The following is a 23168-nucleotide window of genomic DNA, read 5'->3' as shown; positions in this document are numbered from 1 at the left end:
TGTTGTTTTTTCTTTTTCGCTACGTTGTCATTCCGGGATGGCCCGAAGGACCAGACCCGGAATCTCGAGGTTCTCAGGTGCGCAATTGCGCGCCTTAGTTCGATGCTGCGCATCGCCCCGGAACGACGGCAAATCAATCCGCAAACTTCGCCGCGCGCTTTTCCAGATTTGAGCGCACCGCTTCGGTCTGGTTCGGACTGCCGATCAGCTTCTGCTGCTCGACGGACTCGGCGAGCAGCGCGGGGCCGGGATCGACCGAGAGATTGTTCAGCATCCGCTTCGCCGCACGGATCGCATCGGGGCTCTTGCCGGCAATCTCGCGCGCGACTTCCAGCGCCGCAGCGCGCGGATCGTCGCAGATGCGGGTGGCGAGGCCGTAAATCATCGCCTCCTCTGCGGAGAAGATACGGCCCGTATAGGTGAGATCGCGCAGGATATCGTCGCGCACGAGCGAAGCCAGGATCGGCGTGCCCGCCATGTCGGGGACGAGACCCCATTTGATCTCCATGATCGACATCCGCGCATCTGAGCTGAGAAAGCGCATGTCGGCGCCGAGCGCGAGCTGGAAGCCGCCGCCGAACGCGACGCCATGCACGGCTGCGATCACTGGAACCGGAAGCTGACGCCAGCCCCACACCGCCTGTTGCGGGAAGTTCGCCTGGCCATGCGTGCGCGTGGTGAGATCGCGATTTTCGCCGCCCGGAATTCCGTTGCCGCCCTTCTCCTTCATGGCGGCAAAACGCCCCATGTCGAGGCCGGCGCAGAAGGCGCGGCCCTCGCCGGACAGCACGACGACACGCACGCCTTTTTCCTTCGAAAGCCGGTCGGTTGCAGCGACGAGCGCCTCGAACATGGCCTGATCCAGCGCATTCATCTTGTCGGCGCGCGCCAGGCGCACGTCGGCGACGCCTTCCGAAATCGAGATCGAGACGCGCTCTTCCATGGATCAATTCTCCCCTGTTCTTGTTCGGTGCCGCTTTACAGGACGCTGGCGGCCGGATTTAGTCAATCGACCAATTAACTGACAATCCCTACGGGGGAAACAGCCATGTTCAAGGAAAATCTTCTGGCCGGCCGGCGCATTCTCGTGACCGGCGGCGGCACCGGTCTCGGCAAGTCGATGGCGGCGCGCTTCCTCCAGCTCGGCGCCGACGTGCACATTTGCGGCCGGCGCAAGATCGTCTGCGACGAGACCGCGACCGAGCTGATGGATCTCCATGGCGGCCGCGTCACCAGCCACGGCGTCGACATCCGCAACGCGCTCGCGGTCGAGGAGATGGTGGAGAACATCTTTCGTGATGGCCCGCTCACCGACCTCATCAACAACGCCGCCGGCAATTTCATCTCGCGCACCGAGGAGCTGTCGCCGCGCGGCTTCGACGCTGTCGCCAACATCGTCATGCACGGCACGTTCTACGTGACTCATGCGGTCGGCAAGCGCTGGATCGCTTTGAAGCAGCCCGGCAACGTCGTCTCGATCACGGTGACGTGGGTGCGCAACGGCTCGCCTTATGTGGTGCCGTCGGCGATGAGCAAGTCGGCGATCCACGCCATGACGATGTCGCTCGCCACCGAATGGGGCCGCTACGGCATCCGCCTCAACACCATTGCGCCGGGCGAGATCCCGACCGAGGGCATGAGCAAGCGCATCAAGCCCGGCGACGAGGCCGGCGCGCGCACCAGGGCGATGAACCCGATGGGCCGCGTCGGCACCATGGAGGAGTTGCAGAACCTCGCGGTATTCCTGATCTCCGGCGGCTGCGACTGGATCAACGGCGAGACCATCGCCATGGACGGCGCCCAGGCGCTCGCGATGGGCGGCAATTTCTACCAGCTCCGCGACTGGAGCGACGACGACTGGAAGACCGCGCGCGAGAGCATCGTGGCGCAGAACGAGAAGGACCGGGCGAAGCGGGGGTGATAGGAAGGATCGGCGGGTGAATTGATAGTCATTGCGAGGAGAGACTTGTCAGCCGTCCAGAGGCCTCCACGGCAACATTTCTGGATTGCTTCGCTTCGCTCGCAATGACGGTGTGGAAGCAGACACGCGCCTCTCTCCCCGTTATTGCGAGGAGCTCTTGCGACGAAGCAATCCAGACTGCCTCCGTAAGAAGACTCTGGATTGCTTCGCTCGCAACAAAGACTAATGCTTGCCCGGCCCCATATACCCGAACAGGAACCCCGCCACTTTTCGCATCTGGATCTCCTCGCTGCCTTCGGTGATGCGATAGCGGCGATGGTGGCGATAGATGTGCTCGAACGGCTTGTGGCGTGAATAACCCATGCCGCCGTGGACCTGCATGGCGCGGTCGGCGGATTCGCAGCAGAGGCGGTTTGCCCAGTAGTTGCACATCGAGACGCGGTCGGACAGCGTGCGCTCGATCTGCTCCTCGGTGAGCTGGTCCATCTCCCAGGCGGTCTTGCGGATCAAGAGGCGCAGCATCTCGGCCTGCGTGGCGAGCTCGACCAGCGGAAACTGAATCGCCTGGTTCTCGGCGAGCGCCCTGCCGAACGGCTTTCGTTCGCGCGCATATTTCACACTTTCGTTGATGCAGTACACCGCAGCGCCCAGCGAGCTCGCCGCCTGCCGGATGCGATTCTGGTGCACGAAGCACTGCGCCAGCGACAGGCCGCGGCCGACTTCGCCGAACAGCGCATCCTCCGGAACGAAGACGTCGGTGAAGCTGACGCGGGGGTGATCGGTCGGCATGTTGAAGGTCCACATGTATTCTTCGATCCTGACGCCATGGCTCTTCGCGGGCACCAGGAAGCAGGTGATGCCGCGGGCATCGCCATCGTTGCCGCTCGTGCGCGCGAACAGCGCGCAGTGCGTGGCGACGTGCATCCCGGTGGTCCACATCTTCTCGCCGTTGATGATCCAGCCCTTGACGTTGTCGCGCGTCGCCGGCACCGCGCGCGTCTCCATGTGGGTCGCATCCGAACCGTGATGCGGCTCGGTGAGGCCAAAGGTGATGCGGTACTTGCCCCTGATCGAGCCGTCGATCATCGCCTTCTGGTCGTCGCGCCCATAGCGGTCGAGCATGGTGACGACCGGGAAATTGCCGACGATGGAGTGCTCGTTCTGGAGATCGTTGTGCAGGCCGAGACCTTTCGCGGCGAAATGCTCGCGGATCACGGCCATCCAGAGGTTGGAGCCGTCCTTGCCGCCATATTGCTTCGGCACCGGAAAGCGCAGGTGACCGGCGGCGTCGGCGAGATCCTTGGCCCTGCGCAGCAGCGCTTCCCATTCGTGGCGCGGCAGGCCGCCATTCTCGAAATCGGTGCGCGCCCATTCGCGGCGGTGATCGAAGAAGCGGATGTTGTCGTCGGCCTCTTCCAGCGGCTTGATCTCGCGTTCGATGAAACGGTCGAGCTCTCCGAGATAGGCGACGAGATCGGCAGGCAATGAGAAATCCAAAGGTTCTCTCCCGGATTGATTTTGTCGTTTTGCGTTGAGGCGCTGGGCGCACTCCTGCTTCGCGCGATTAAGCGGAGAAGAGCGCGTGCAAGTCAAGCAAGGCGAGACGTGACGGCTACGCAAAGCGCACCAGCGCAATTCGATGGTGCGCTGCCGCCAGCGCGCGGTAGTATGACGGCAATATTCCTTGACGAGAAAATGCGGGAGCGCGCAATGGAGCTGAAATTTTCCAAGCTGGAACACAAGGGGCCGATCACGATCGTCACGCTGTCGCGGCCCGAGGTCTACAACGCGCTGCACACCGATGCGCATTTCGAACTTCAGAAGGTGTTTGACGATTTCTCCGCGGACCCCGAGCAGTGGATCGCGATCGTCACGGGCAGCGGCGACAAGGCGTTCTGCGCCGGCAATGACCTGAAGTGGCAGGCGGCCGGCGGCAAGCGCGGCTGGGACAAGGGCGGCTTTGCCGGCCTCACCTCGCGGTTCGACTGCGACAAGCCGATCATCGCCGCGGTGAATGGTGTGGCGATGGGCGGCGGCTTCGAGATCGCGCTGGCGTGCGACCTGATCATTGCGTCAGAGAACGCGACATTCGCGCTGCCCGAGCCGCGCGTCGGCCTCGCCGCCCTCGCCGGCGGCCTGCACCGGCTGCCGCGGCAGATCGGGCTGAAGCGCGCCATGGGCATGATCCTCACCGCGCGCCATGTCAGCGCCAAGGAGGGGCTCGAGCTCGGCTTCGTCAACGAGGTGGTGCCGCAGGGCGAGGCCCTCACGGCCGCGCTGCGCTGGGCGGAGATGATCTGCAAGAACTCGCCGATGTCGATCCGGGCCTCGAAGCAGGCGATCCAGAAGGGGCTTGGCGTGTCGCTGGAGCAGGCGATCGCCGAGCAGCGCGAATACCCCGCGGTGAAGGCGATGGTCGCCTCGCAGGATTACATCGAGGGCCCGAAGGCGTTCTCGGAGAAGCGGCCGCCGAAATGGGTAGGGAAGTGACGGTCCTTCCGTCGTCATTGCGAGCGCAGCGAAGCAATCCAGCTCGCGCGTAGGATGGGTAGAGCGCAGCGAAACCCATCGATGGCAGAGCAGGAATTGGGATGATGGGTTTCGCTGCGCTCTACCCATCCTACGAATTCTACCCGCCTCGTCCCAGCTCGCGCTTGTACGAGGCGTAGCTCGGCTGATCGACGGCGAGCTTGTCCATCGTGGTCGCCCACAGATGCTCGGCGAGGCCCGGCGTTGCGAGGTCGATCTCGCCCTTGGCGATGCGATCCGCCAGAGCCCGGTTGAGATCCGTCACCGATCCGTCAATGCCAAGCAGCGCGCGCAGGCGCTCCACTTCCGCAGCATCGCTCCCCTCCTCCCGCGTCAGCTGCCGCGTCACGAGGTCGAGGATGTTGATGGCAACGCGCAGCTTGAAGGCCTGGTGGCCGGAGATCAGCGGCGTGATGTCGTTGCGGAGGAAATCGGCGACTGCTTTCGTCAGCTCGATGGGTGTCGGTTCGTCCTGCATGCGTCAGCTCCCGCGCGGCGCGAGCAGCCGCAACAGATCGATCTCGGTCTCGGAGGCACGGCGGCCGATCATGGCGCGCTCCATGGAATGGTCGGGGCTCTCGCGGAAGCGTTGCATCATGCCGCCGCACATGATGCCCCAGCGCAGCGTGCCCATCACCTCCCAGAACTTGACTCGCTCGGGATCGACCTTGCGGCCCGCCGCCTCGTAGCCGGCGAACAGCTCCTCGCGCGTGCCAAAGCCGCCGACCGGCTTGTCGATCTCCCCGAAGCGCCAGGAATTGACGCAGACCCAGCCGAGGTCCTCCATGGGATCGCCGAGATGGGCGAGCTCCCAGTCGAGCACGGCACGCACGCCGTCAACGCCGATGATGAGATTGCCGTTGCGGAAATCGCCATGCACCAGCGTCGTCTCGGCCGCGGGACCGGGATCGTGGTCGCGCAGCCAGCGCAGCGCCAGCTCGAACACGGGCTTGGGCCAATTCAGGCTGCGATAGTCGCGCTCGAATTCGCCGATCTCCTTCGCCGCCGTCATGTACCGCAGCTCCGGCAGCCTGTTCTGCGGCAGCTTGTGCAGCCCGGCGAGAATGCCGCCGATCTGCCGCGCGAGAAGCGGCCGCGCCGTGGCGAACTCATCGTCCCGCAGGATCTTGCGCGCGATGGTCTCGCCCTCGATCCGCTGCATGATGAAGCCGGTACCGAGATCGTCTTCCGGCACCAGCACATGCAGCACGCGCGGCGACGGCACGCCGGCCTCGAAAGCGAGCTGCATCAGCTTTGCTTCCGCGGCAAGGCCTGCCGCGCGCGTTGGCGCTGCGCCATAACCTTTGGGCGAACGGCGCAGGATCGCGCCGATCGGTCCATCGGGATGCACGATGTCGAAGCGCCAGGTTTCCTGGCTGGCGCCGCCGGACAGCTTGGCCGCCCCGGTGACGCCGGTGGCCCCGCGGCACCAGCGCACGACGCTGCGGGAGAGTTCGGCCTCGATCATTTGCCCTTAAACTGCGCGGGACGCTTCTCGAGAAACGCGCCGACGCCTTCGCGAAAATCCTGGGTGTCGCCGGCGCGGAGCTGGCACTGGAATTCGAGGTTGAGCTGGTCCTCGAAGGAATTTTCGGGGCTGTCCCAATAGAGCTTGCGGATCAGCGCCAGCGCCACCGTCGGGCCGCTGGCGAGCTCGCGCGCCAGCTTCATCGCCTCTTCCATCAGCACGCCGTCATCGTAGACGCGATTGACGAGGCCCCATTCCAGCGCCTTCTCGGCCGGCAACCGCTCGCCCATCAGCGACAATTCGATCGAGCGCGCGCGGCCGACGAGGCGCGGCAGGAGCCAGGTCGAGCCGCAATCCGGCACGAGGCCGATGCGGCGGAAGGCCTGCAGGAAATAGGACGAGCGCGCGCACAGGATCATGTCGCCGAGCAGCGCGAAGCTCATGCCGGCGCCGGCGGCGGGACCGTTGACCGCGGTGACGATCGGGCAGTGCAGATTGCGGATGCGGCGCAGGAAGGGGTGGAAGCCGGTCTCCAGCGTCAGGCCGGCCTTGGTCTTCTTCGACTGGTTGTTGCGGCCCTGCAGATTCGCACCGGTGCAGAAGGCGCGGCCCGCGCCGGTCAGCACCACGCAGCGCACCTCGTCCCTCTTCTCCTCGATCGCATCGAGCGCCTCGGCGAGACCGCCCAGCATGTCCACGGAGACCGCGTTCATCACCTCCTGATGGTCGAGCTTGAGGATCGCGACCGAGCCATCGAAATCGAGCGTGACGTGCTTGAACTGCATGGTTTCCTCGTCAGTTGCGGCCGCGATTTTCGCAGACCGGAATTTGCCTGTTCCGGGGCGCATATTTGATTTTTGTCGCGACCTTGTCCATGGTGATCGCAGCATACCAAGCAATCTTGTGCGCAGCGGCTGATGCGCCTCACGCCACGAAGTCTTGCCAGAGAAGTCTTGCCAGAAACGGGAAACGCGCATGGACCTTTTCGACCTCTCCGGCCGCGTGGCCGTGATCACCGGCGGCAATGGCGGCATCGGGCTCGGCATCGCGCAGGCGCTCGCGGCCCAGGGCTGCAACGTCTCGATCTGGGGCCGCAATCCCGACAAGAACAAGAGCGCTGCCGCGAGCCTGGCCGGCCTTCCCGGCAAGACCGACACCCGCGTCTGCGACGTCACCGACCCGGCCTCGGTCGATGCCGCGATGAAGGCGACGCTCGACACCTTCGGCCGGGTCGACGGCTGCTTCGCCAATGCCGGGATCGGCGGTGGCGGCCGACGCTCCTTCATCGAGCGCACCGAGGAGGAATGGCGCACGATGTTTGCGACCAATCTCGACGGCGTGTTCCACGCGTTCCAGGCCGCGGCGAAGCACATGACGGAGCGCGCCAATGCCGGCGATCCGTTCGGCCGCCTGGTCGCGACCTCGAGCCTCGCCTCGATCTTCGGCACCGCACGCAACGAACATTATGCCGCGACCAAGGCCGCCATCAACGCGCTGGTGCGCGCGCTCGGCGTCGAGCTGGCGCGCCACGGCGTCACCGCGAACGCAATCCTGCCCGGCTGGATCAAGAGCGACATGACATCAGGCCTCATGGCCAACGACAAGTTCGTCGCCAACGTGATGCCGCGCATTCCGATGCGGCGCTTCGGCGAGGCATCCGATTTCGGCGGCATCGCGGTGTATCTGATGAGCAAGGCCTCGTCCTATCACACCGCGGATACGTTCGTGATCGACGGCGGCTATACGGCGTTTTGAGATCTTGCAGGGTGGGCAACGGCGCTCCTGCGCCGTGCCCGTCACAAGCACCTGCGAGTGTGGTGGTGGGCACGCTGCGCTTTGCCCACGCCGCGGTTTCTGGTTTGTGAGCGCAGAGGGAACGGGCAAATGTTTTCACACGTCATGATCGGCACCAACGACCTGGACAGGGCCAAGTCGTTCTACGACAAGCTGCTCGGCACGCTCGAAGTGCGGCCGGCCAGGGTCGACGGCCATCGCATCTTCTACATCACCAAGACCGGCGTGTTCTCGGTCTCGAAGCCGATCAACGGCGAACCGGCGACCTGCGCGAATGGCGGCACCATCGGCTTTGCCTGCAGCTCCCCGGAGCAGGTCGACGCGTGGCACGCGGCTGGTGTCGCAGCCGGCGCAAAATCCATCGAGGACCCGCCCGGCGTACGTCAGGGCCCCGGCGGCAAGCTCTATCTGGCCTACCTGCGCGATCTCGACGGCAACAAGATCTGCGCGATGCATCGGATGGCGAACTGATCGCTCAGGGTGCCGTCATTCCCCGCGAAGGCGGGGAATCCAGTACGCCGCAGCTTCTCGATACAATCACTGCCGTCTCGGAGTACTGGATCGCCCGCCTGCGCGGGCGATGACGGCGGAGAGTGTGGCGCGGGCGTGCGAAGCATACCTCCCCCCATTCAAACAACATTTCAAACGCCTTCGCCAAATTCCATCACATGGCACGCCCGCGCGTCAAAAATGCGCGCTCGCACTTTGGCCGGGCTGCGACTATTCTGCCGGCTAATTCGATCTCAGCGCCCCGGGAGGAACAATGACAAAACACACCTACATTCCCCGCACCACCAACTACACTCTCAATCCCGGCGACGAGCTCAACGACCTCAGGATGTCGGACCAGGTCCGGCCGCTCTACGATCACGTCAAGAAATTCATCCGCGACACGGTCGAGCCGATGTCGATCGAGTTCGCCAAGGCCGGCGAAGGCAAGGAAGATCGCTGGAGCTTCACGCCGAAGCAGCTCGAGGTGCTGGAGAAGGCCAAGAACAAGGCCAAGCAGGAAGGCCTCTGGAACTTCTTCCTGCCCGATGACGAGACCGGCCAGGGCCTGAAGAATCTCGACTACGCCTATATCGCGGCCGAGCTCGGCAAGAGCCCGCTGGCCTCGGAGACCATGAACTGCTCGGCGCCCGACACCGGCAACATGGAGGTGCTGGAGCGCGTCGGCACCAAGGAGCAGAAGGAGAAGTGGCTGAAGCCGCTGCTCAACGGCGAGATCCGGTCGGCCTATGTCATGACCGAGCCGAACGTCGCCTCCTCCGACGCCAAGAACATCTCGACCACGGCCAAGCTCGTCGGCGACGAATGGGTCATCAACGGCGAGAAATATTACATCTCCGGTCTCGGCGATCCCCGCTGCAAGATCCTGATCGTGATGGTGAAGACCAATCCCGATGCGGCGCCGAGCAAGCAGCAGTCGCAGATCCTGGTGCCGCGCGACACCCCCGGAGTCGAGGTGCTCGGCCCCATGTACGTGTTCGGCCAGGATCACGCCCCGCGCGGCCACATGCACATGCGCTTCAACAACGTCCGCGTACCGAAGGAGAACATGCTGCTCGGCGAAGGTCGCGGCTTCGAAATCTCGCAGCTCCGCCTCGGGCCGGGCCGCATTCATCACTGCATGCGCACCATCGGCAAGGCCGAGAAGGCGCTCGATTTGATGGTGCAGCGGGGCCTGACCCGCGAGGCCTTCGGCAAGAAGATCGCCCATCTCGGCGGCAACATGCAGATCATCGCGCAGGCGCGCTGCGAGATCGAGGCGATGCGGCTGATGGTGCTGAAGGCCGCCAAGGCCATGGACGTGCTCGGCAACAAGGAGGCCCGCGTCTGGGTCTCCATGGTCAAGGCCATGGTGCCGGAGCGCGCCTGCAAGATCATCGATCAGGCGATCCAGATGCACGGCGCCACCGGCATCTCGCACTGGACCCCGCTCGCGGAGATGTACCAGGACGTGCGGCATCTGCGCTTTGCCGACGGTCCGGACGAGGTGCACTGGATGGTGGTCGGCCGGCACGAGTTGAGCATGGCGTGAGGCATCGCCTCTCTCCCCTTTCTTACGGGGAGAGCCCGTATCGTAGGGCGGATTAGCGGAGCGTAATCCGCCTTTCTCTTGCGAGATGGCGGATTACGCCTACGGCTAATCCGCCCTACGAAGTCACACCTCGCCACGGAGCCACCATGGATTACGCCGCCAGCGACCTCACGCCACGCGAGCGCTACAAGGTGCTGACCTCCTTCATATTACCGCGGCCGATCGCCTGGGTGACCTCGGTCGGGCCGACCGGAGTGGTCAACGCCGCACCGTTCAGCTTCTTCAACGCATTCTGCGAGGACCCGCCGCTCTGCATGTTCGCGGCGAACCGCAAGCCGAACGGTCAGGACAAGGACACGTTTCTCAACATCCAGCGAACCGGCGAATTCGTGGTCAACATCGCCGACGAGCCGCTGGCAAAGGCGATGCACGAGAGCAGTGGCGACTTTCCGCCTGAGGTCGGTGAACCCGACTATCTCGGCCTGAAGCTCGCTCCTTCAACGAAGATCGCCGTGCCCCGGTTGGCCGACGCGCCCTGGGCGATGGAGTGCAAACTCTGGAAGTTGATCGACATCAACGACGATCGCCGTCTCATCATGGGCGAAGGCGTCCACTTCCACATCCGCGACGAACTCTGGGATCCCGAGGCGATGCGGGTGCACATGGACCGCTACCACCCGATCGGCCGCATGTTCGCCGACCGCTACTGCCGCACCGATGACCGCGTGGTGTTTCCGGCGGCGGAGGGCGTGAAGAGGAAGTAGCCGCGCGCCGCGCACGAGGTGCGTCTCCCCGCCCCGCCTGTGGCAGGGCCATCGCATATGAGTTCTTGGCAGGGTCTGAGCAAGCGCCTCGTCCTTCGAGGAGCCCGCCAAAGGCGGGCGTCTCGAAGGATGGCCGCAGGGAAAGACTCTCAAATGCGATAGCCCTGCCGCGAGCCGGGCGAGGTGAAGAAAGAGCGCGCCGCCTTACGTCGCCGGCGCGAGCTTGTCCTGCGTCTTGGTCTCGAAATCGGATGCGTCGTGGCGTTCGTGGAGTTGGCTGGCGGGATCGCCGGAGACGCGGTTGACCATGCGGCCGCGCTTCACGGCGGGTCGCTGCGCGATCTGGTCGGTCCAGCGCTGCACGTTCTTGTAGTCCTGCACCGACAAAAATTCGCCGGCGCCATAGACCAGGCCCTTGGCGAGCGCGCCGTACCAGGGCCACACCGCCATGTCGGCGATCGTGTACTCCTTGCCGGCGAGATATTCATTATCGGCGAGCCGCCGGTCGAGCACGTCGAGCTGGCGCTTGGTCTCCATCGCAAAGCGGTCGATGGCGTATTCGATCTTGAACGGCGCGTAGGCGTAGAAATGGCCGAAGCCGCCGCCGAGATAGGGCGCGCTGCCCATCTGCCAGAACAGCCAGGACATCGCCTCGGTGCGGGTCTTGATGTCCTTCGGCAGGAAGGCGCCGAACTTCTCGGCGAGATAGAACAGGATCGAGCCGGACTCGAACACCCGGATCGGCTCCGGACCGGAGCGGTCCATCAGCGCCGGGATCTTGGAGTTGGGATTGATGTCGACAAAACCGCTGCCGAACTGGTCGCCGTTGCCGATTCTGATCAGCCAGGCGTCGTATTCGGCGCCCTTGTGGCCGAGCGCCAGAAGCTCCTCCAGCATCACCGTGACCTTCACCCCGTTCGGCGTCGCCAGTGAATAGAGCTGGAGCGGGTGCTTGCCGACCGGAAGTTCCTTGTCATGGGTGGGGCCGGCGATCGGACGGTTGATGCTGGCGAACTGCCCGCCATTCTCCTTGTTCCAGGTCCAGACTTTGGGCGGCACGTAGGCGGGGGTGTCGGTCATGCGAGGGCTCCGGCGGAAAGATGCGTCTGCATTAATTAGCCCGCGAACGGCCGATGACAAGGGCGCCGAAATGCATTGCCGGGCGGGGCAACTCCACGTTTTGTCATGGCAGGCCCCCTCCCACGTCATTCCGGGGCGCCCATAGGGCGAGCCCGGAATCCATCGCCCGCAGGGAAGCTCTGAGAAATGGATTCCGGGCTCTCGCTTCGCGAGCCCCGGAATGACGACGTCACCTAGGACGCCGCCGCCTGCGGCTGCTCCCCCCGCCCCAGCAAGAACCCTTCATATCCCTTGGCCGCGACCTCGTCGCAGATCCGCCGGTAGACGCCGACACCGCCGATATAGGGCATGAAGATCCGCGGCTTGCCGGGGACGTTGGCGCCCATGTACCACGAATTGGCCTGCGGATAGAGCGTGCCGTGGGCGACCTCGTTGACATGGGCGACCCATTGCTCCTCGGCCTCCCTGCCCGCCTCCATGGTGGCAAGCGCCTGCTTGCGCATGTGAACGAGGCAATCGGCGATCCAGTCGACATGCTGCTCGATCGACACGATCATGTTCGAGAGCACCGATGGGCTGCCGGGCCCGGTGATGATGAAGAGGTTCGGAAAGCCCGCGCTCATCAGGCCGAGATAGGTCTTCGGACCTTCCGCCCATTTCTGGTTCAGTGTCTGCCCACCTCGGCCAACAATGTCGATCCTGGCGACCGAGCCGGTCATGGCGTCGAAACCGGTAGCCAGCACCAGCGCGTCGACCTCGTGGTCCTTGCCCGCGACGCGCACCGCGATTGCGGTGATCTCCTCGATCGGATTGGCCTTGATATCGACCAGCGAGACATTGGGACGGTTGAAAGTCGCGAAATAGTCGGTATCGACACAGATGCGCTTGGTGCCGATCGGGTGGCTGTCCGGCTGGAGCAGCTTCGCGGTCTCTGGATCCTTCACGATCTCGGCGATCTTGCCGCGCACGAAATCCGCCGCGGTGTCGTTCGCGGCCCGGTCGAGGCCGAGATTGTTGTAGGCGTACATGAAGGTGAGCCCGCCGCGCTCCCAGCGCGCCGAATATCTTGCGCGCCTGATATCGTCGTCGTCATCGAGCGCGCCGCGATCCGGCTGCTCGGCATAGATGCCATTGCGGGCGACCTCGCGGGCGAAGCGACGGATTTCGGGATAGCTCCGGCGGAACGCGCTGCGTTCCTCATCGTTCAGCGCGGCGTTGCGGGCGGGAACGGAAAAATTCGCGGTTCGCTGAAACACCGTGAGATGCTTCGCCTGTTCGGCGATGATGGGCGCCGACTGGATGCCCGATGATCCCGTGCCGATCAGACCGACGCGCAGGCCCGTGAAGTCGACCTCTTCATGCGGCCAGTTGCCGGTGTGGTAGACGGGCCCCTTGAAATTTTCCAGGCCCTTGATGTCCGGCTTGCGTGCGTTCGAGAGACAGCCGGTGGCAAGCACGACGAATCTGGCTTCGACCGCCCTGCCGTCCGAGGTCGTCACCGACCAGCATGTCGCGCGCGCATCGAAAGCGGCGCGCTCGACGCGGGTGTTGAACCGGATGTCGCGACGCAGATCGAAGCGATCGGCGACGTGATTGGCGTATTTCAGGATCTCTGCTTGCGGCGCGTAGCGTTCGCTCCAGTCCCATTCCTGCTGGAGCTCTTCGGAGAACGAGTAGGAATATTGCATGCTCTCGACGTCGCAGCGCGCACCGGGATAGCGGTTCCAGTACCATGTGCCGCCGACGCCGCCCCCCTGCTCGTAGACGCGTACGGAGAAGCCGAGCCCGCGCAGGCGATGCAGCATGTACATGCCGGCAAAGCCGGCGCCGACGACGACTACGTCGCAGGCCTCCGTGGTCTGAGCCGGACTCGCTTGCGCTGACGACATGGGCTGATGCTCCCTGATTTTTCTGTTGTTGTAGGCCAGCATTTGCTTTCGCCCTCGAAAGCGCAAGAGGCAAATCGGGCGGCTCCGCGCTGCTTATTTTGTGCAGCGGAATGGCTCGTCCGCTTCGTGGCGCCTGCACGCAAGATGCGCGGCCAAATCCGGCTTGGCATCGCGGGCGACGATGGGCTAGCGTCGAGCAGCCTTCGCAGGCAAAGCAACAACAGCAACGCGAAGGCTGCTGCCGGGAGAGCGCCATGAAATCGCCGATCTGCGACATGCTGGGAATCGAATTCCCGCTGCTCGCCTTCAGCCATTGCCGCGACGTCGTCGCCGCCGTCAGCCGCGCCGGCGGCTTCGGCGTGCTGGGCGCGACCGTGCACACGCCTGAGACGCTCGAACGCGAATTGGCGTGGATCGACGCGCATGTCGACGGCAAGCCTTACGGCATCGACGTGCTGATCCCCGAAAACATCTCCACGGCGGGCGAGAAGGATGTCACCTGGAAGAGCCTGGAAGCGCGCGTACCGCAAGCGCACCGCGACTATACGCGAAATCTGCTGAGGAAATTCGACATCGAGCTGACGACCACTGATGTTGCCGACAACCAGCCGCAGCCGTTCGATGCGAAGACCGCGCTTCGGCTGCTCGAGGTCTCATTCAATCATCCGATCCGGCTGATCGCCAATGCGCTGGGCGTGCCGCCGAAGGCGATGATCGATATGGGCAAGAAGCACGGTGTCCCCGTTGCGGCGCTGGTCGGCGCCAAGGAGCACGCCCTGCGCCAGGTCGCCGCCGGTGTCGACATCCTCGTGGTGCAGGGCACCGAGGCCGGCGGCCATTGCGGCGAAGTCTCGACCATGGTGCTGGTGCCGGAGGTGATCAAGGCCATCAAGCCCATCCGCGACGTACCGGTGCTGGCGGCCGGCGGCATCATGACCGGACGGCAGATGGCGGCCTGCATGGCGATGGGCGCGGCCGGCGCCTGGACCGGCTCGGTGTGGCTTGCGACGGTCGAGGCAGAAACCACGGAGATCTTTCGCGAGAAGATGATCGCGGCCTCCTCGCGCGACGCTGTGCGCTCGAAGGGCCGCACCGGCAAGCCGGCCCGGCAGCTCCGCTCGGTCTGGACGGATGCCTGGGACCGTGCGTCGGAAAGCCCGGGTGCGCTGCCGATGCCGCTGCAAAGCATCATCAGCCGCGACGCCTTCCATTCGATCGACCGCGCGGCGGCGAGCGGCAACGCCAAGGCGCGCGATCTCGTCAGCTATTTCGTCGGCCAGGGCGTCGGCCTGATCGACAGCGTGAAATCGGCGGGCGCCGTGGTGCAGGAGTTCAAGGAAGAGTTCGCCGAAGCCGTCGAGCACATGAATGCGCTGGTGGCGGAGTAGGTGTAGACCTCATGGTGAGGAGGCGCGCAAGCGCCGTCTCGAACCATGAGAGCCCGCGGCCATCCTTCGAGACGCCTGCTTCGCAGGCTCCTCAGGATGAGGTCGGAGATATCTGAGAGAGTGAAGAAGCAAGAACAATGACGAATGTTTCCCCTGCCTGCATCCCCGTCATCGTCGGCATCGGCGAGATCGTCGACCGCCCGAAGGAAATCACCGATGGTCTCGAGCCGCTCGATCTCTTGGAGCAAGCACTGCGGCGCGCCGAGGCGGATGCCGGCGCAAAGCTGCTCGGCGAGGTGCAGTCGCTCGACGTCGTCAACTTCCTGAGCTGGCGCTATCGCGATCCGGAGCAGCTCTTGGCGCAACGGCTCGGGATCGCGCCTTCGCATTGCCATTACGGCCCGGTCGGCGGCGAAAGCCCGATCCGATACATCCACGAGGCGGCCAAGCGCATCGCGCGGGGCGAATGCAGCGTGGCGGCGGTCTGCGGCGCGGAGGCGCAGTCGACCGCGACAAAGGCCGAGCGTGCCGGCATCAAGCTGCCATGGACGCCGTTCGCGCATGACGTCGAGGAGCCCAAGCGCGGCGCGGCGTTCCAGAAGCCGCTGGCGGTCAAGCTCGGCGTGTTCCGCCCCGTCACCGTCTATCCGTTCTATGAAGCGGCTTCCTCTGCCCATTGGGGCCAGACGCCGCGCGAGGCGATGGCGGAGTCGGGCACGCTGTGGTCGCGCTATTCGGAGGCCGCCGCGCAAAACCCAAATGCCTGGCTGAAGCGGCGCCATACGCCGGAGGAGATCACGACGCCGACCGCGGACAATCGCCTGATCGCGTGGCCCTACAACAAGCTCATGGTCGCCAATCCCAGCGTCAACATGGGCGGTGCCTTGCTGTTGACCAGTCTGGCCAAGGCGCGCGCGCTCGGCATCGCGGAAGACAAGCTCGTCTATCCGCTCGGCGGCGCCTCGGCGGAGGAGCCGCGCGACTATCTCTTGCGCGATCAGTTCTACGAGAGCCATCCGCAGAACGCGGTGCTCAGTAGCGTGATGGACCTCGCCGGCGGCGACGGCCAAAAGTTCGATGCGATCGAGCTCTACAGCTGCTTTCCTTGCGTGCCCAAGATGGCGCGGCGAATGCTGGGGCTCGGTGCCGACGTGCAGCCGACCGTGACCGGCGGCCTCACCTTCTTCGGCGCGCCGCTCAATACCTACATGACGCACGCGGCCTGTGCGATGGTACGGCGTCTGCGCGGCGGCGCAAGACTCGGCCTGCTCTACGGCCAGGGCGGCTTCGTCACCAAGCACCACGCGCTCGTCGTTTCGACGACGGCGCCACGCGAAGCGTTGACGCAGGAGACGAGCGTGCAGGCCGAGGCCGACCGCAACAAGCGCACGGTGCCGGAGTTCGTCACCGAGGCCGGAGGCAAAGGCAAGGTCGAGAGCTTTACGGTGCTCTATGGCCGCAGCGGCGATGTCGAGCACGGCGTGGTGATGCTGCGCACCGAAGACGATCGCCGCACGCTGGCGCGGATTCCGGCAACCGACGGCGCGACGCTGGCGCATCTGCTCAACATGGATCGCACGCCGGTCGGCTCAATCGGCGAGATCGCAATGGCGGCGGATGGTGTGCCGGAGTGGCGGGTGGCGTAAGCTCTCGTGTCCCGGACGCGGCGCGGCATGTCATGCCGCTCCGCAGAGCCGGGACCCGGAAGCTACACGGTACAGCGAGGAGAGATGGGCCCCGGCTCGGCAGCGCATCACTTCGTGCTGCGCTGCGTCCGGGGCACGAGACCACCCTAGCTCTTCGGTGCCTGCTTCTCGGACGCCGTTGCCGGCTTGCCTTTGGCGCCGACGACGCGGACCGCATCGCCATCCGACAGACCATCCGGCGGCGCGGTGATGACGCGGTCGTCCGGCGCGACGCCCGACGCGAGCTCGATTTCACGGCCGAGATCGCGCGCGATCGTCACAGGCTTGAACAGCACCTTGTCGTCCGCACCGACCGTCGCGACACGCAGGCCGCTGCCGTTGAAGATCAGGGCGCTGGCGGGGATGCTGAGCGGCGCGGAGTCGCGCTGGAGGCTCAGCTTCACGCTGGCATAGCCGCCGGGCATCAGTTCGCCGCTGGAATTGTCGAGCCCGAGCTGCATGCGCGTGGTGCCGGAGGCGACATCGACCGCCTGCGAGGAAGCCTCCACCGTCGCCTGAAATGTCCGGTTCGGATATTCCGGCAGCGTGATGGTGGCCTTGGCGCCGATCTTGATCGCCGGCACGTAGTTCTGGGGTACGTTGACGTAGACGCGCAGCTTGGTGATGTCGGAGACCACGAACATCGCCGGCCCCGAGCCGCCGCCGGCATTGATCAAGGCGCCGACGTCGGTGTCGCGCGCCGTGACCACGCCGTCGAATGGCGCCGTGATCTTCTTGTAGCCGGCAAGCGCCTCCAGGCGCTCGACGTTGGCCTGGCCCGAATTGACGGCGGCCTTCTTGTTGGAGAGGTCGGCAGTGCGCTCGTCGATCTCCTGTGCGGAGACGAAGTTGGAGGCGACCAGCGTCTTGCGCCGGTTCAGCGTTGCTTCCGACAGTCTCGCGCTGGCCTGCTGGCTGGCGAGGTCGGCGCGCGCCTGCAGCAGTTGCTGGTCGAGGTCCGGCGCCTCGATCTCGGCGATCACCTGCCCGGCCTTGACCCGGGCGCCGATGTCGGCACTCCAGCTTTTCAGATAGCCCGACACGCGCGCGAAGATCGGGGCGCGGTAATAGGCTTCCAGCCGGCCCGGCAGATCGATGGTGGCGTTGAGGTTCTTGGCATTGGGCAGCGACACCGCGACGCTGGGAACGGCCTGGTCGTCGGTCCATTCCTTCAGCTTGGAGCCCTGCTCCTCGCGGGCGCGGATGCCGGAGCCGACAACGAGGCCTGCCGCAATCAGCGCCGCCACGCCGAAGATGCCCAGTTTCCGGTGCGACACCGGGGAGCGGGGTTCAGTGGGCGACATGCGGAGTCTCCAATGAGGCGGCGGCTTTGGCGCCTTGTTTCTTGTGGACCATGCTGAACACCACGGGAACAAACATCAGCGTGGCGAACGTTGCAAAGATCAGGCCGCCGATCACGGCACGCCCAAGTGGCGCATTCTGCTCGCCGCCCTCGCCCAGCCCCAGGGCCATCGGCGCCATGCCGATGATCATGGCGAGCGCCGTCATCAGCACCGGGCGGAACCGGACGAAGCCGGCTTCGAGCGCGGCCGCGACGGGATCGCCGAGCTCCGCATAGCGCTCGCGGGCGAAGGCGATCACCAGCACGCTGTTGGCGGTGGCAACGCCCATGCACATGATCGCGCCGGTGAGTGCCGGCACCGACAGCGTGGTCTCGGTCATGAACAGCATCCAGACGATGCCGGCGAGCGCGGCCGGCAACGCGGTGACGATCACGAACGGGTCGGACCAGGACTGGAAGTTCACGACGATCAGGAAGTAGATCAGCACGACTGCCCCGAGCAGGCCAAACAGCAGGCCGGTGAAGGCGCCGTTCATGGTCTGCACCTGGCCGAGCAGCACCACGGAGGAACCCTTCGGCACTTCCTTGGCGGTGTCGGCGATCACCTTTCGGATGTCGGCGGCAACCGCACCGAGATCGCGGCCCGAGGTCGTGGCAAAGATCTGCACCATCGGCTGGATGTCGTATTGCGAGACGACCGCGCTCGACGTCGAGCGCCTGATGTCGGCGATGCCGCCGAGGATCGGCGACTGCGAATTGCCCGCCGCGGTGATCGGCAGCGTCTGCAGCGCGCTGAGCGAGTCCATCTGATATTGCGGCGTCTGCATCACGATCGAATAGGACACGCCGTTATCGGGGTTGAGGTAATAGGTTGGCGCCACCTGCGAGGAGCCGGCGAGATTGACGACGAGGCTGTTGGTGACGTCGCGTTCGGTCAGACCGACATATTGCGCGCGGGTGCGGTCGACATCGATGTTGAAGGTCGGGTTGTTCGGCGACTGCTGGATGCGCGCATCGGCAACGCCGGCAATCTTGCGGACCTTTGCCAGCAGGCTGTTGGCATAAGCGAAATTCGCACTGAGATTGGCGCCGCGGATTTGCAGGTCGATCGGTGCCGGCGCACCGAAATTCAGGATCTGGCTGACGATGTCTGCGGGGAGGAACGCAAAGCTGACACCCGGGAACAGGCGCGGCAATTGCTCACGCAGCACGCGGACATGCTCCTCGGTTGGCTTGTGGCCTTCCTTCAGCTTGATCTGAATGTCGCCGTCCTGCGGGCCGATCACGCCGGTGTTGTTGTAGGTCATGTTGATGCCGGAGATCGGCATGCCGATATTGTCGGTCATGGTCTCGATCTCGCCCGGGATCAGCTTGCGCACCGCCTTTTGCACGTCGGCGAGCTGGTTCGCGGTCTCCTCGACGCGGGTGCCTACTTGCGTGCGGACATGCATCAGGATGTTGCCTGCGTCGACCGCGGGAAAGAAATTGCGGCCGAGGAACGGCACCAGCGCGAAGGACGCGCCGACGAGGCAGAGAAAGCCGATCACGAACACCGCGCGATGCGCCAGCGCAAGGCCGAGCAGCCCGCGGTAACCGCCGCGGATGCGCTCGAACCGCGCCTCGAAGCCGCGCTGGACCCAGACGAGCGGATTGCGCGACTTCGGCGGGGCACCCTCGTGGTGGACGTGCGCCTGCAGCAGATAGTTCGCCATGGTCGGCACCAGCGTGCGCGACAGGATGAACGACCAGATCATCGCGAACATCACCGCTTCGGCCATTGGCACGAACAGGAAGCGCGCGACGCCGGTGAGGAAGAACATCGGCACGAACACGATGCAGATGCAGAGCAGCGAGACGAAGGCCGGCGTCACGATCTGGTTGGCGCCGTCGAGGATCGACTGCTCGACCGGCTTGCCTTGCTCCAGATGGTAGTTGATGTTCTCGATCGTGACCGTGGCGTCGTCGACGAGGATGCCGACCGCGAGCGCGAGGCCGCCGAGCGTCATGATGTTCAGCGTCTCGCCGATCGCCGACAGCATGATGATGGCGCCCAGCACCGACAGCGGGATCGAGACCGCGATGATGATGGTCGAGCGCCAGCTGCCGAGGAACAAGAGGATCATGACGCTGGTAAGCAGCGCGGCGATCACGCCCTCGAAGGCGACGCCCTGGATCGCGCCGCGGACGAACACCGACTGATCACCGATGAAGCCGATCTTGAGCGCGTCCGGGAGTTGGTCCTTGACGTCGATGACCTTCTGCTTGATGCCGGCGATGATGTCGAGCGTCGAAGTCGCACCCGCCTTCAGCACCATCATCAGCACCGAGCGGTTGCCGTCGACATGGACGATGTTGGTCTGCGGCGGATTGCCGTCGCGCACCGTGGCGACGTCGCGCACATAGACCATGGCGCCGTTGACGGCCCTGATCGGCAGATTGCCGAGCTCGTCGATCCGGAGCGGCGAGTTGTTGAGCTGGATGTTGTACTCGAACTGGCCGATCTTCTGGGTGCCGACCGGCGTGATCAGGTTCTGGGCGGCGAGCGCATTGGCGACGTCCTGGCCGGAGAGGCCGCGGGCCTGGAGCGCGGTGGGATTGAGGTCGATCTGGACCTGGCGCTGCTTGCCGCCGAAGGGATACGGGATCGCAGCGCCCGGGACAGTGACCAGCGGCGTGCGAAGCTGGTTGATGCCGATGTCGGCGAGATTCTGCTCGGTGAGGCCGTCGCCCGACAGCGCCACTTGGATGATCGGCACGGTGGAAGCCGAGTAGTTCAGGATCAAGGGCGGCGTCGCGCCCGGCGGCATCTGCTTGATCAGCGTCTGCGAGATCGCGGTGACCTGCGCGTTGGCGGTGCGGATGTCGACGTTGGGCTGGAAGAAGATCTTGATGATGCCAAAGCCGTTATAGGAGTTGGCGGTGATATGTTCGATGTCGTTGACGGTGGTCGTCAGCGCGCGCTGAAAGGGCGTGGTGATACGGCCGGACATCTGGTCCGGCGGCAGGCCGGTGTATTGCCAGACCACGCCGATGACGGGGATACGGATGTCCGGGAAAATGTCAGTCGGGGTTCGCAGCGCCGCGAGCGGTCCGATGATCAGCAGCAGCAGCGCTAGCACCACGAACGTATAGGGCCGGCTCAGGGCAATACGGACCAGTGCAATCATGCGCCAGGCGATCCAGGTCAAACAAGGATTGAGGAATCCGCCCCCACGGCGATCCCCTTTCCCCCTTTACCCGAGCACCGCCGGAACGCCAATCCCCGGCGACTATCCGGCATTCACTTCCCTGCTATCGCACTGCGAAATCTACATCGCAGCCATGCGGCCGCGCACGTCAGGCGGCACGGACCGAGTTCAGGAACTTGCCGACTTCGAGCTTGAGGCGGTTGGAGTCGCGCGACAGCATCTGCGCCGCGGACAGCACCTGCGACGACGCCGAGCCGGTTTCGGAGGCGCCGCGCTGGACGTCGCCGACGTTGGACGAGACCTGCTGAGTCCCCTGGGCGGCCTGCTGAACGTTGCGGGCGATCTCCTGGGTCGCTGCGCCCTGCTGCTCCACGGCCGCCGCGATCGCCGAGGCGATCTCCGACAGACGCGCGATGGTGCCGCTGATCTCGCCGATGGCGCTAACCGAATCCTGCGTCGCCGCCTGAATGCCGCCGACCTGCTGGCCGATCTCGCCAGTGGCCTTGGCCGTCTGCTCTGCGAGCGCCTTGACCTCGGAGGCCACCACCGCGAAGCCTCGACCGGCCTCGCCCGCGCGCGCCGCCTCGATCGTGGCATTGAGCGCCAGCAGGTTGGTCTGGCCGGCAATCGCGTTGATGAGCTCGACGACGTCGCCGATCCGCGATGCTGCCCGTGACAATTCACTGACACGTTCGGTGGTGGCGTGGGCCTGACCGACCGCCTCGTTCGCGATCCGGGAGGAATCCTGCACCTGCCGGCCGATCTCGCGCACCGAGGACGACATCTCTTCGGCCGCCGAAGCCACCGAATGGACGTTGGTCGACGCTGCTTCCGAACCGGTTGCGACCGCCGTCGCCAATTCCTGCGCCCGGCCCGCGGTCGAGGACAGCGTCGAGGCCGAAGCCTCGAGTTCGGTTGCGGCCGAGGACACGGTCTCGACGATCTCGCCGATCGCGGCCTCGAAACCGTCGGCAAGCTTCGTCATGTCGGCCTTGCGCTGTGTCTCGGCACGGCGCTGTACCGCCTGCACCTCGTCGCGGCTGAAGCGGATGATGGTCTGCACGGTCTGGAGGTTGCGCAGCGCCTCGCCGATCTCGTCGTCGCGCTCGATCACGATGCGGTTATCGAGCTTGTCCTGCACGAGGTTGAGCAAAGTGTCATTGAGCTGCTGCATCGGCCCCTGGATCGCCCGCATGGTTGCAAGGCCGGCGAAGCCGATGATGCCGGCACCGACGACAGCGAGCAGCGACAGGATCAGGCTGGCCGAACCGCCGGTGGCGAGCGCGCCGCCGCCCCCGAGCGCGAGCATGAACAGCGCCTGGAGCACCATCGTCGTGACCAGGCGTGCCTTCAGCGTTCCGGTGAAGATGCTGAAGCGGTCGAGCAGCGAGCGGCGACGGATGATGCCGGCGTCGATGCGATAGCCATGCGGTTTCTTCTCGCGGATCGCAGCGTAGACCTCTTCGGCGAGCTTGCGCTGGTCGGCCGGCAGCCTGGTGCGGATCGAGGTATAGCCTTTGACCTGGCCGTTCTCGCGGATCGGAGAGGCCGTCGCCAGCACCCAGTAGAAGTCGCCGTTCTTGCGGCGGTTCTTTACTGCGCCGAGCCAGGGCTTGCCCGTCTTCAGCGTCTCCCAGAGATTGTCGAACGCCTCCGGCGGCATGTCGGGGTGGCGAACGATGTTGTGCGGCTGGCCCATGAGCTCGGCCGACGTGAAGCCGGCAGCGGCAATGAAATCCTCATTGAAGTAGGTGAGCTTGCCCTTGAGATCGGTCCGCGAAACGATCAGCGTCTCGTCACTGACGGGATATTCGACAGCAGTGACCGGAAAATTCTTGCGCATCGGGCTCCCCACAAACCGCGTTCAGCATGGAATCATTCCAATGGGAGTCCCTTGCGAGATCACCCTGCCCAGCTCTCGCAAATCGGATTTAACCATCGATGAAACGGCGCGCCCGTAAGATTACTGGCACAACCTCGGAAGCGACATCACGCACCCAAGAGAAGGAGCGGCGCATTCGGCGCCGCTCCTGGCTTTGATAGATGGGCTGCCGCGCTTTACGCGGCTCGGACGTTGGTCAGGAACTTCCCGACCTCGGTCTTGAGCCGGCCCGAGTC

General features: G+C 64.9%; 18 protein-coding genes. 8 read left to right on the top strand and 10 right to left on the bottom strand.

What is annotated here, in order from left to right; genetic code table 11:
- Positions 1 to 133: 133 nt before the first annotated feature.
- A complete protein-coding gene (locus IC50_RS21275; protein ID WP_035709211.1) occupies positions 134 to 943 on the bottom strand; it encodes a crotonase/enoyl-CoA hydratase family protein in 810 nt (269 codons plus the stop codon).
- Between the two features lie 105 nt (positions 944 to 1048).
- Between IC50_RS21275 and IC50_RS21270 the strand changes: the two genes are divergently transcribed.
- Positions 1049 to 1921, top strand: a complete 873-nt coding sequence (locus IC50_RS21270) for an SDR family oxidoreductase (RefSeq protein ID WP_035709209.1) — start codon at positions 1049 to 1051, stop codon at positions 1919 to 1921.
- 222 nt (positions 1922 to 2143) lie between these two features.
- Here the strand turns inward: IC50_RS21270 and IC50_RS21265 are convergent, their stop codons facing one another.
- Positions 2144 to 3418, bottom strand: coding sequence for an acyl-CoA dehydrogenase family protein (locus IC50_RS21265; RefSeq protein WP_035709207.1), 1275 nt, complete (start codon positions 3416 to 3418; stop codon positions 2144 to 2146).
- Positions 3419 to 3631: 213 nt separating this feature from the next.
- Between IC50_RS21265 and IC50_RS21260 the strand changes: the two genes are divergently transcribed.
- Positions 3632 to 4411, top strand: coding sequence for an enoyl-CoA hydratase-related protein (locus tag IC50_RS21260; protein WP_035709205.1), 780 nt, complete (start codon positions 3632 to 3634; stop codon positions 4409 to 4411).
- A 139-nt stretch (positions 4412 to 4550) separates the two neighbouring features.
- Here IC50_RS21260 and IC50_RS21255 read toward each other — a convergent pair whose 3' ends face one another.
- From IC50_RS21255 to IC50_RS21245, 3 genes are read right to left on the bottom strand one after another with little or no spacing between them, the layout of a single operon-like run.
- On the bottom strand, positions 4551 to 4928 hold the full coding sequence (locus IC50_RS21255; protein WP_035709203.1) for a DUF6285 domain-containing protein: 378 nt from the start codon (positions 4926 to 4928) through the stop codon (positions 4551 to 4553).
- Positions 4929 to 4931: 3 nt separating this feature from the next.
- Entirely contained in the window at positions 4932 to 5918 is a 987-nt protein-coding gene (locus IC50_RS21250; protein ID WP_035709201.1) for a phosphotransferase family protein, read from the bottom strand.
- Complete coding sequence (locus IC50_RS21245) at positions 5915 to 6703, bottom strand: enoyl-CoA hydratase/isomerase (protein WP_035709199.1); 789 nt, start codon at positions 6701 to 6703, stop codon at positions 5915 to 5917. The genes IC50_RS21250 and IC50_RS21245 overlap by 4 nt, the downstream gene beginning before the upstream one ends.
- A 190-nt stretch (positions 6704 to 6893) precedes the next feature.
- Between IC50_RS21245 and IC50_RS21240 the strand changes: the two genes are divergently transcribed.
- From IC50_RS21240 to IC50_RS21225, 4 genes are all read left to right on the top strand, one after another.
- The gene (locus IC50_RS21240; protein ID WP_035709197.1) at positions 6894 to 7673 is read left to right on the top strand and encodes an SDR family NAD(P)-dependent oxidoreductase; all 780 of its coding nucleotides are present in this window, start codon (positions 6894 to 6896) and stop codon (positions 7671 to 7673) included.
- A 129-nt stretch (positions 7674 to 7802) separates the two neighbouring features.
- Positions 7803 to 8183 carry a VOC family protein gene (locus tag IC50_RS21235; protein WP_035709195.1) on the top strand — a complete coding sequence of 127 codons (381 nt, stop codon included), beginning with the start codon at positions 7803 to 7805 and terminating at the stop codon, positions 8181 to 8183.
- A gap of 292 nt (positions 8184 to 8475) precedes the next feature.
- Positions 8476 to 9753: an acyl-CoA dehydrogenase family protein gene (locus IC50_RS21230; RefSeq protein WP_035709193.1), complete on the top strand. Its 1278-nt coding sequence runs from the start codon at positions 8476 to 8478 to the stop codon at positions 9751 to 9753.
- 146 nt (positions 9754 to 9899) lie between these two features.
- A complete protein-coding gene (locus tag IC50_RS21225) occupies positions 9900 to 10517 on the top strand; it encodes a flavin reductase family protein (protein ID WP_035709191.1) in 618 nt (205 codons plus the stop codon).
- 204 nt (positions 10518 to 10721) lie between these two features.
- Here IC50_RS21225 and yghU read toward each other — a convergent pair whose 3' ends face one another.
- Positions 10722 to 11597: a glutathione-dependent disulfide-bond oxidoreductase gene (gene yghU / locus IC50_RS21220; protein WP_035709190.1), complete on the bottom strand. Its 876-nt coding sequence runs from the start codon at positions 11595 to 11597 to the stop codon at positions 10722 to 10724.
- 233 nt (positions 11598 to 11830) lie between these two features.
- Positions 11831 to 13486, bottom strand: a complete 1656-nt coding sequence (locus IC50_RS21215) for a flavin-containing monooxygenase (RefSeq protein WP_035709231.1) — start codon at positions 13484 to 13486, stop codon at positions 11831 to 11833.
- 254 nt (positions 13487 to 13740) lie between these two features.
- Here IC50_RS21215 and IC50_RS21210 point away from each other — a divergent pair, with 254 nt between their 5' ends.
- Together IC50_RS21210 and IC50_RS21205 are read left to right on the top strand one after the other, a co-directional pair.
- Positions 13741 to 14874, top strand: coding sequence for a nitronate monooxygenase (locus IC50_RS21210; protein WP_035709187.1), 1134 nt, complete (start codon positions 13741 to 13743; stop codon positions 14872 to 14874).
- Between the two features lie 137 nt (positions 14875 to 15011).
- Positions 15012 to 16520, top strand: coding sequence for an acetyl-CoA acetyltransferase (locus tag IC50_RS21205; protein WP_035709185.1), 1509 nt, complete (start codon positions 15012 to 15014; stop codon positions 16518 to 16520).
- A gap of 146 nt (positions 16521 to 16666) precedes the next feature.
- Here IC50_RS21205 and IC50_RS21200 read toward each other — a convergent pair whose 3' ends face one another.
- The 3 genes from IC50_RS21200 to IC50_RS21190 form a co-directional block, all read right to left on the bottom strand.
- The gene (locus IC50_RS21200) at positions 16667 to 17863 is read right to left on the bottom strand and encodes an efflux RND transporter periplasmic adaptor subunit (protein WP_035709182.1); all 1197 of its coding nucleotides are present in this window, start codon (positions 17861 to 17863) and stop codon (positions 16667 to 16669) included.
- Positions 17850 to 21029, bottom strand: coding sequence for an efflux RND transporter permease subunit (locus IC50_RS21195; protein ID WP_035709228.1), 3180 nt, complete (start codon positions 21027 to 21029; stop codon positions 17850 to 17852). The genes IC50_RS21200 and IC50_RS21195 overlap by 14 nt, the downstream gene beginning before the upstream one ends.
- A gap of 169 nt (positions 21030 to 21198) precedes the next feature.
- Positions 21199 to 22893, bottom strand: coding sequence for a methyl-accepting chemotaxis protein (locus IC50_RS21190; protein WP_035709178.1), 1695 nt, complete (start codon positions 22891 to 22893; stop codon positions 21199 to 21201).
- Between the last annotated feature and the right edge of the window lie 275 nt (positions 22894 to 23168).

Origin of the sequence: Bradyrhizobium genomosp. I (2014), from assembly GCF_000261685.1 — a bacterium.
In the GTDB taxonomy this organism is placed as follows: Bacteria; Pseudomonadota; Alphaproteobacteria; order Rhizobiales; family Xanthobacteraceae; genus Bradyrhizobium.
The sequence above is the reverse complement of the archived record's forward strand: the minus strand, read 5'-3'. Positions and strand labels throughout refer to the sequence as shown.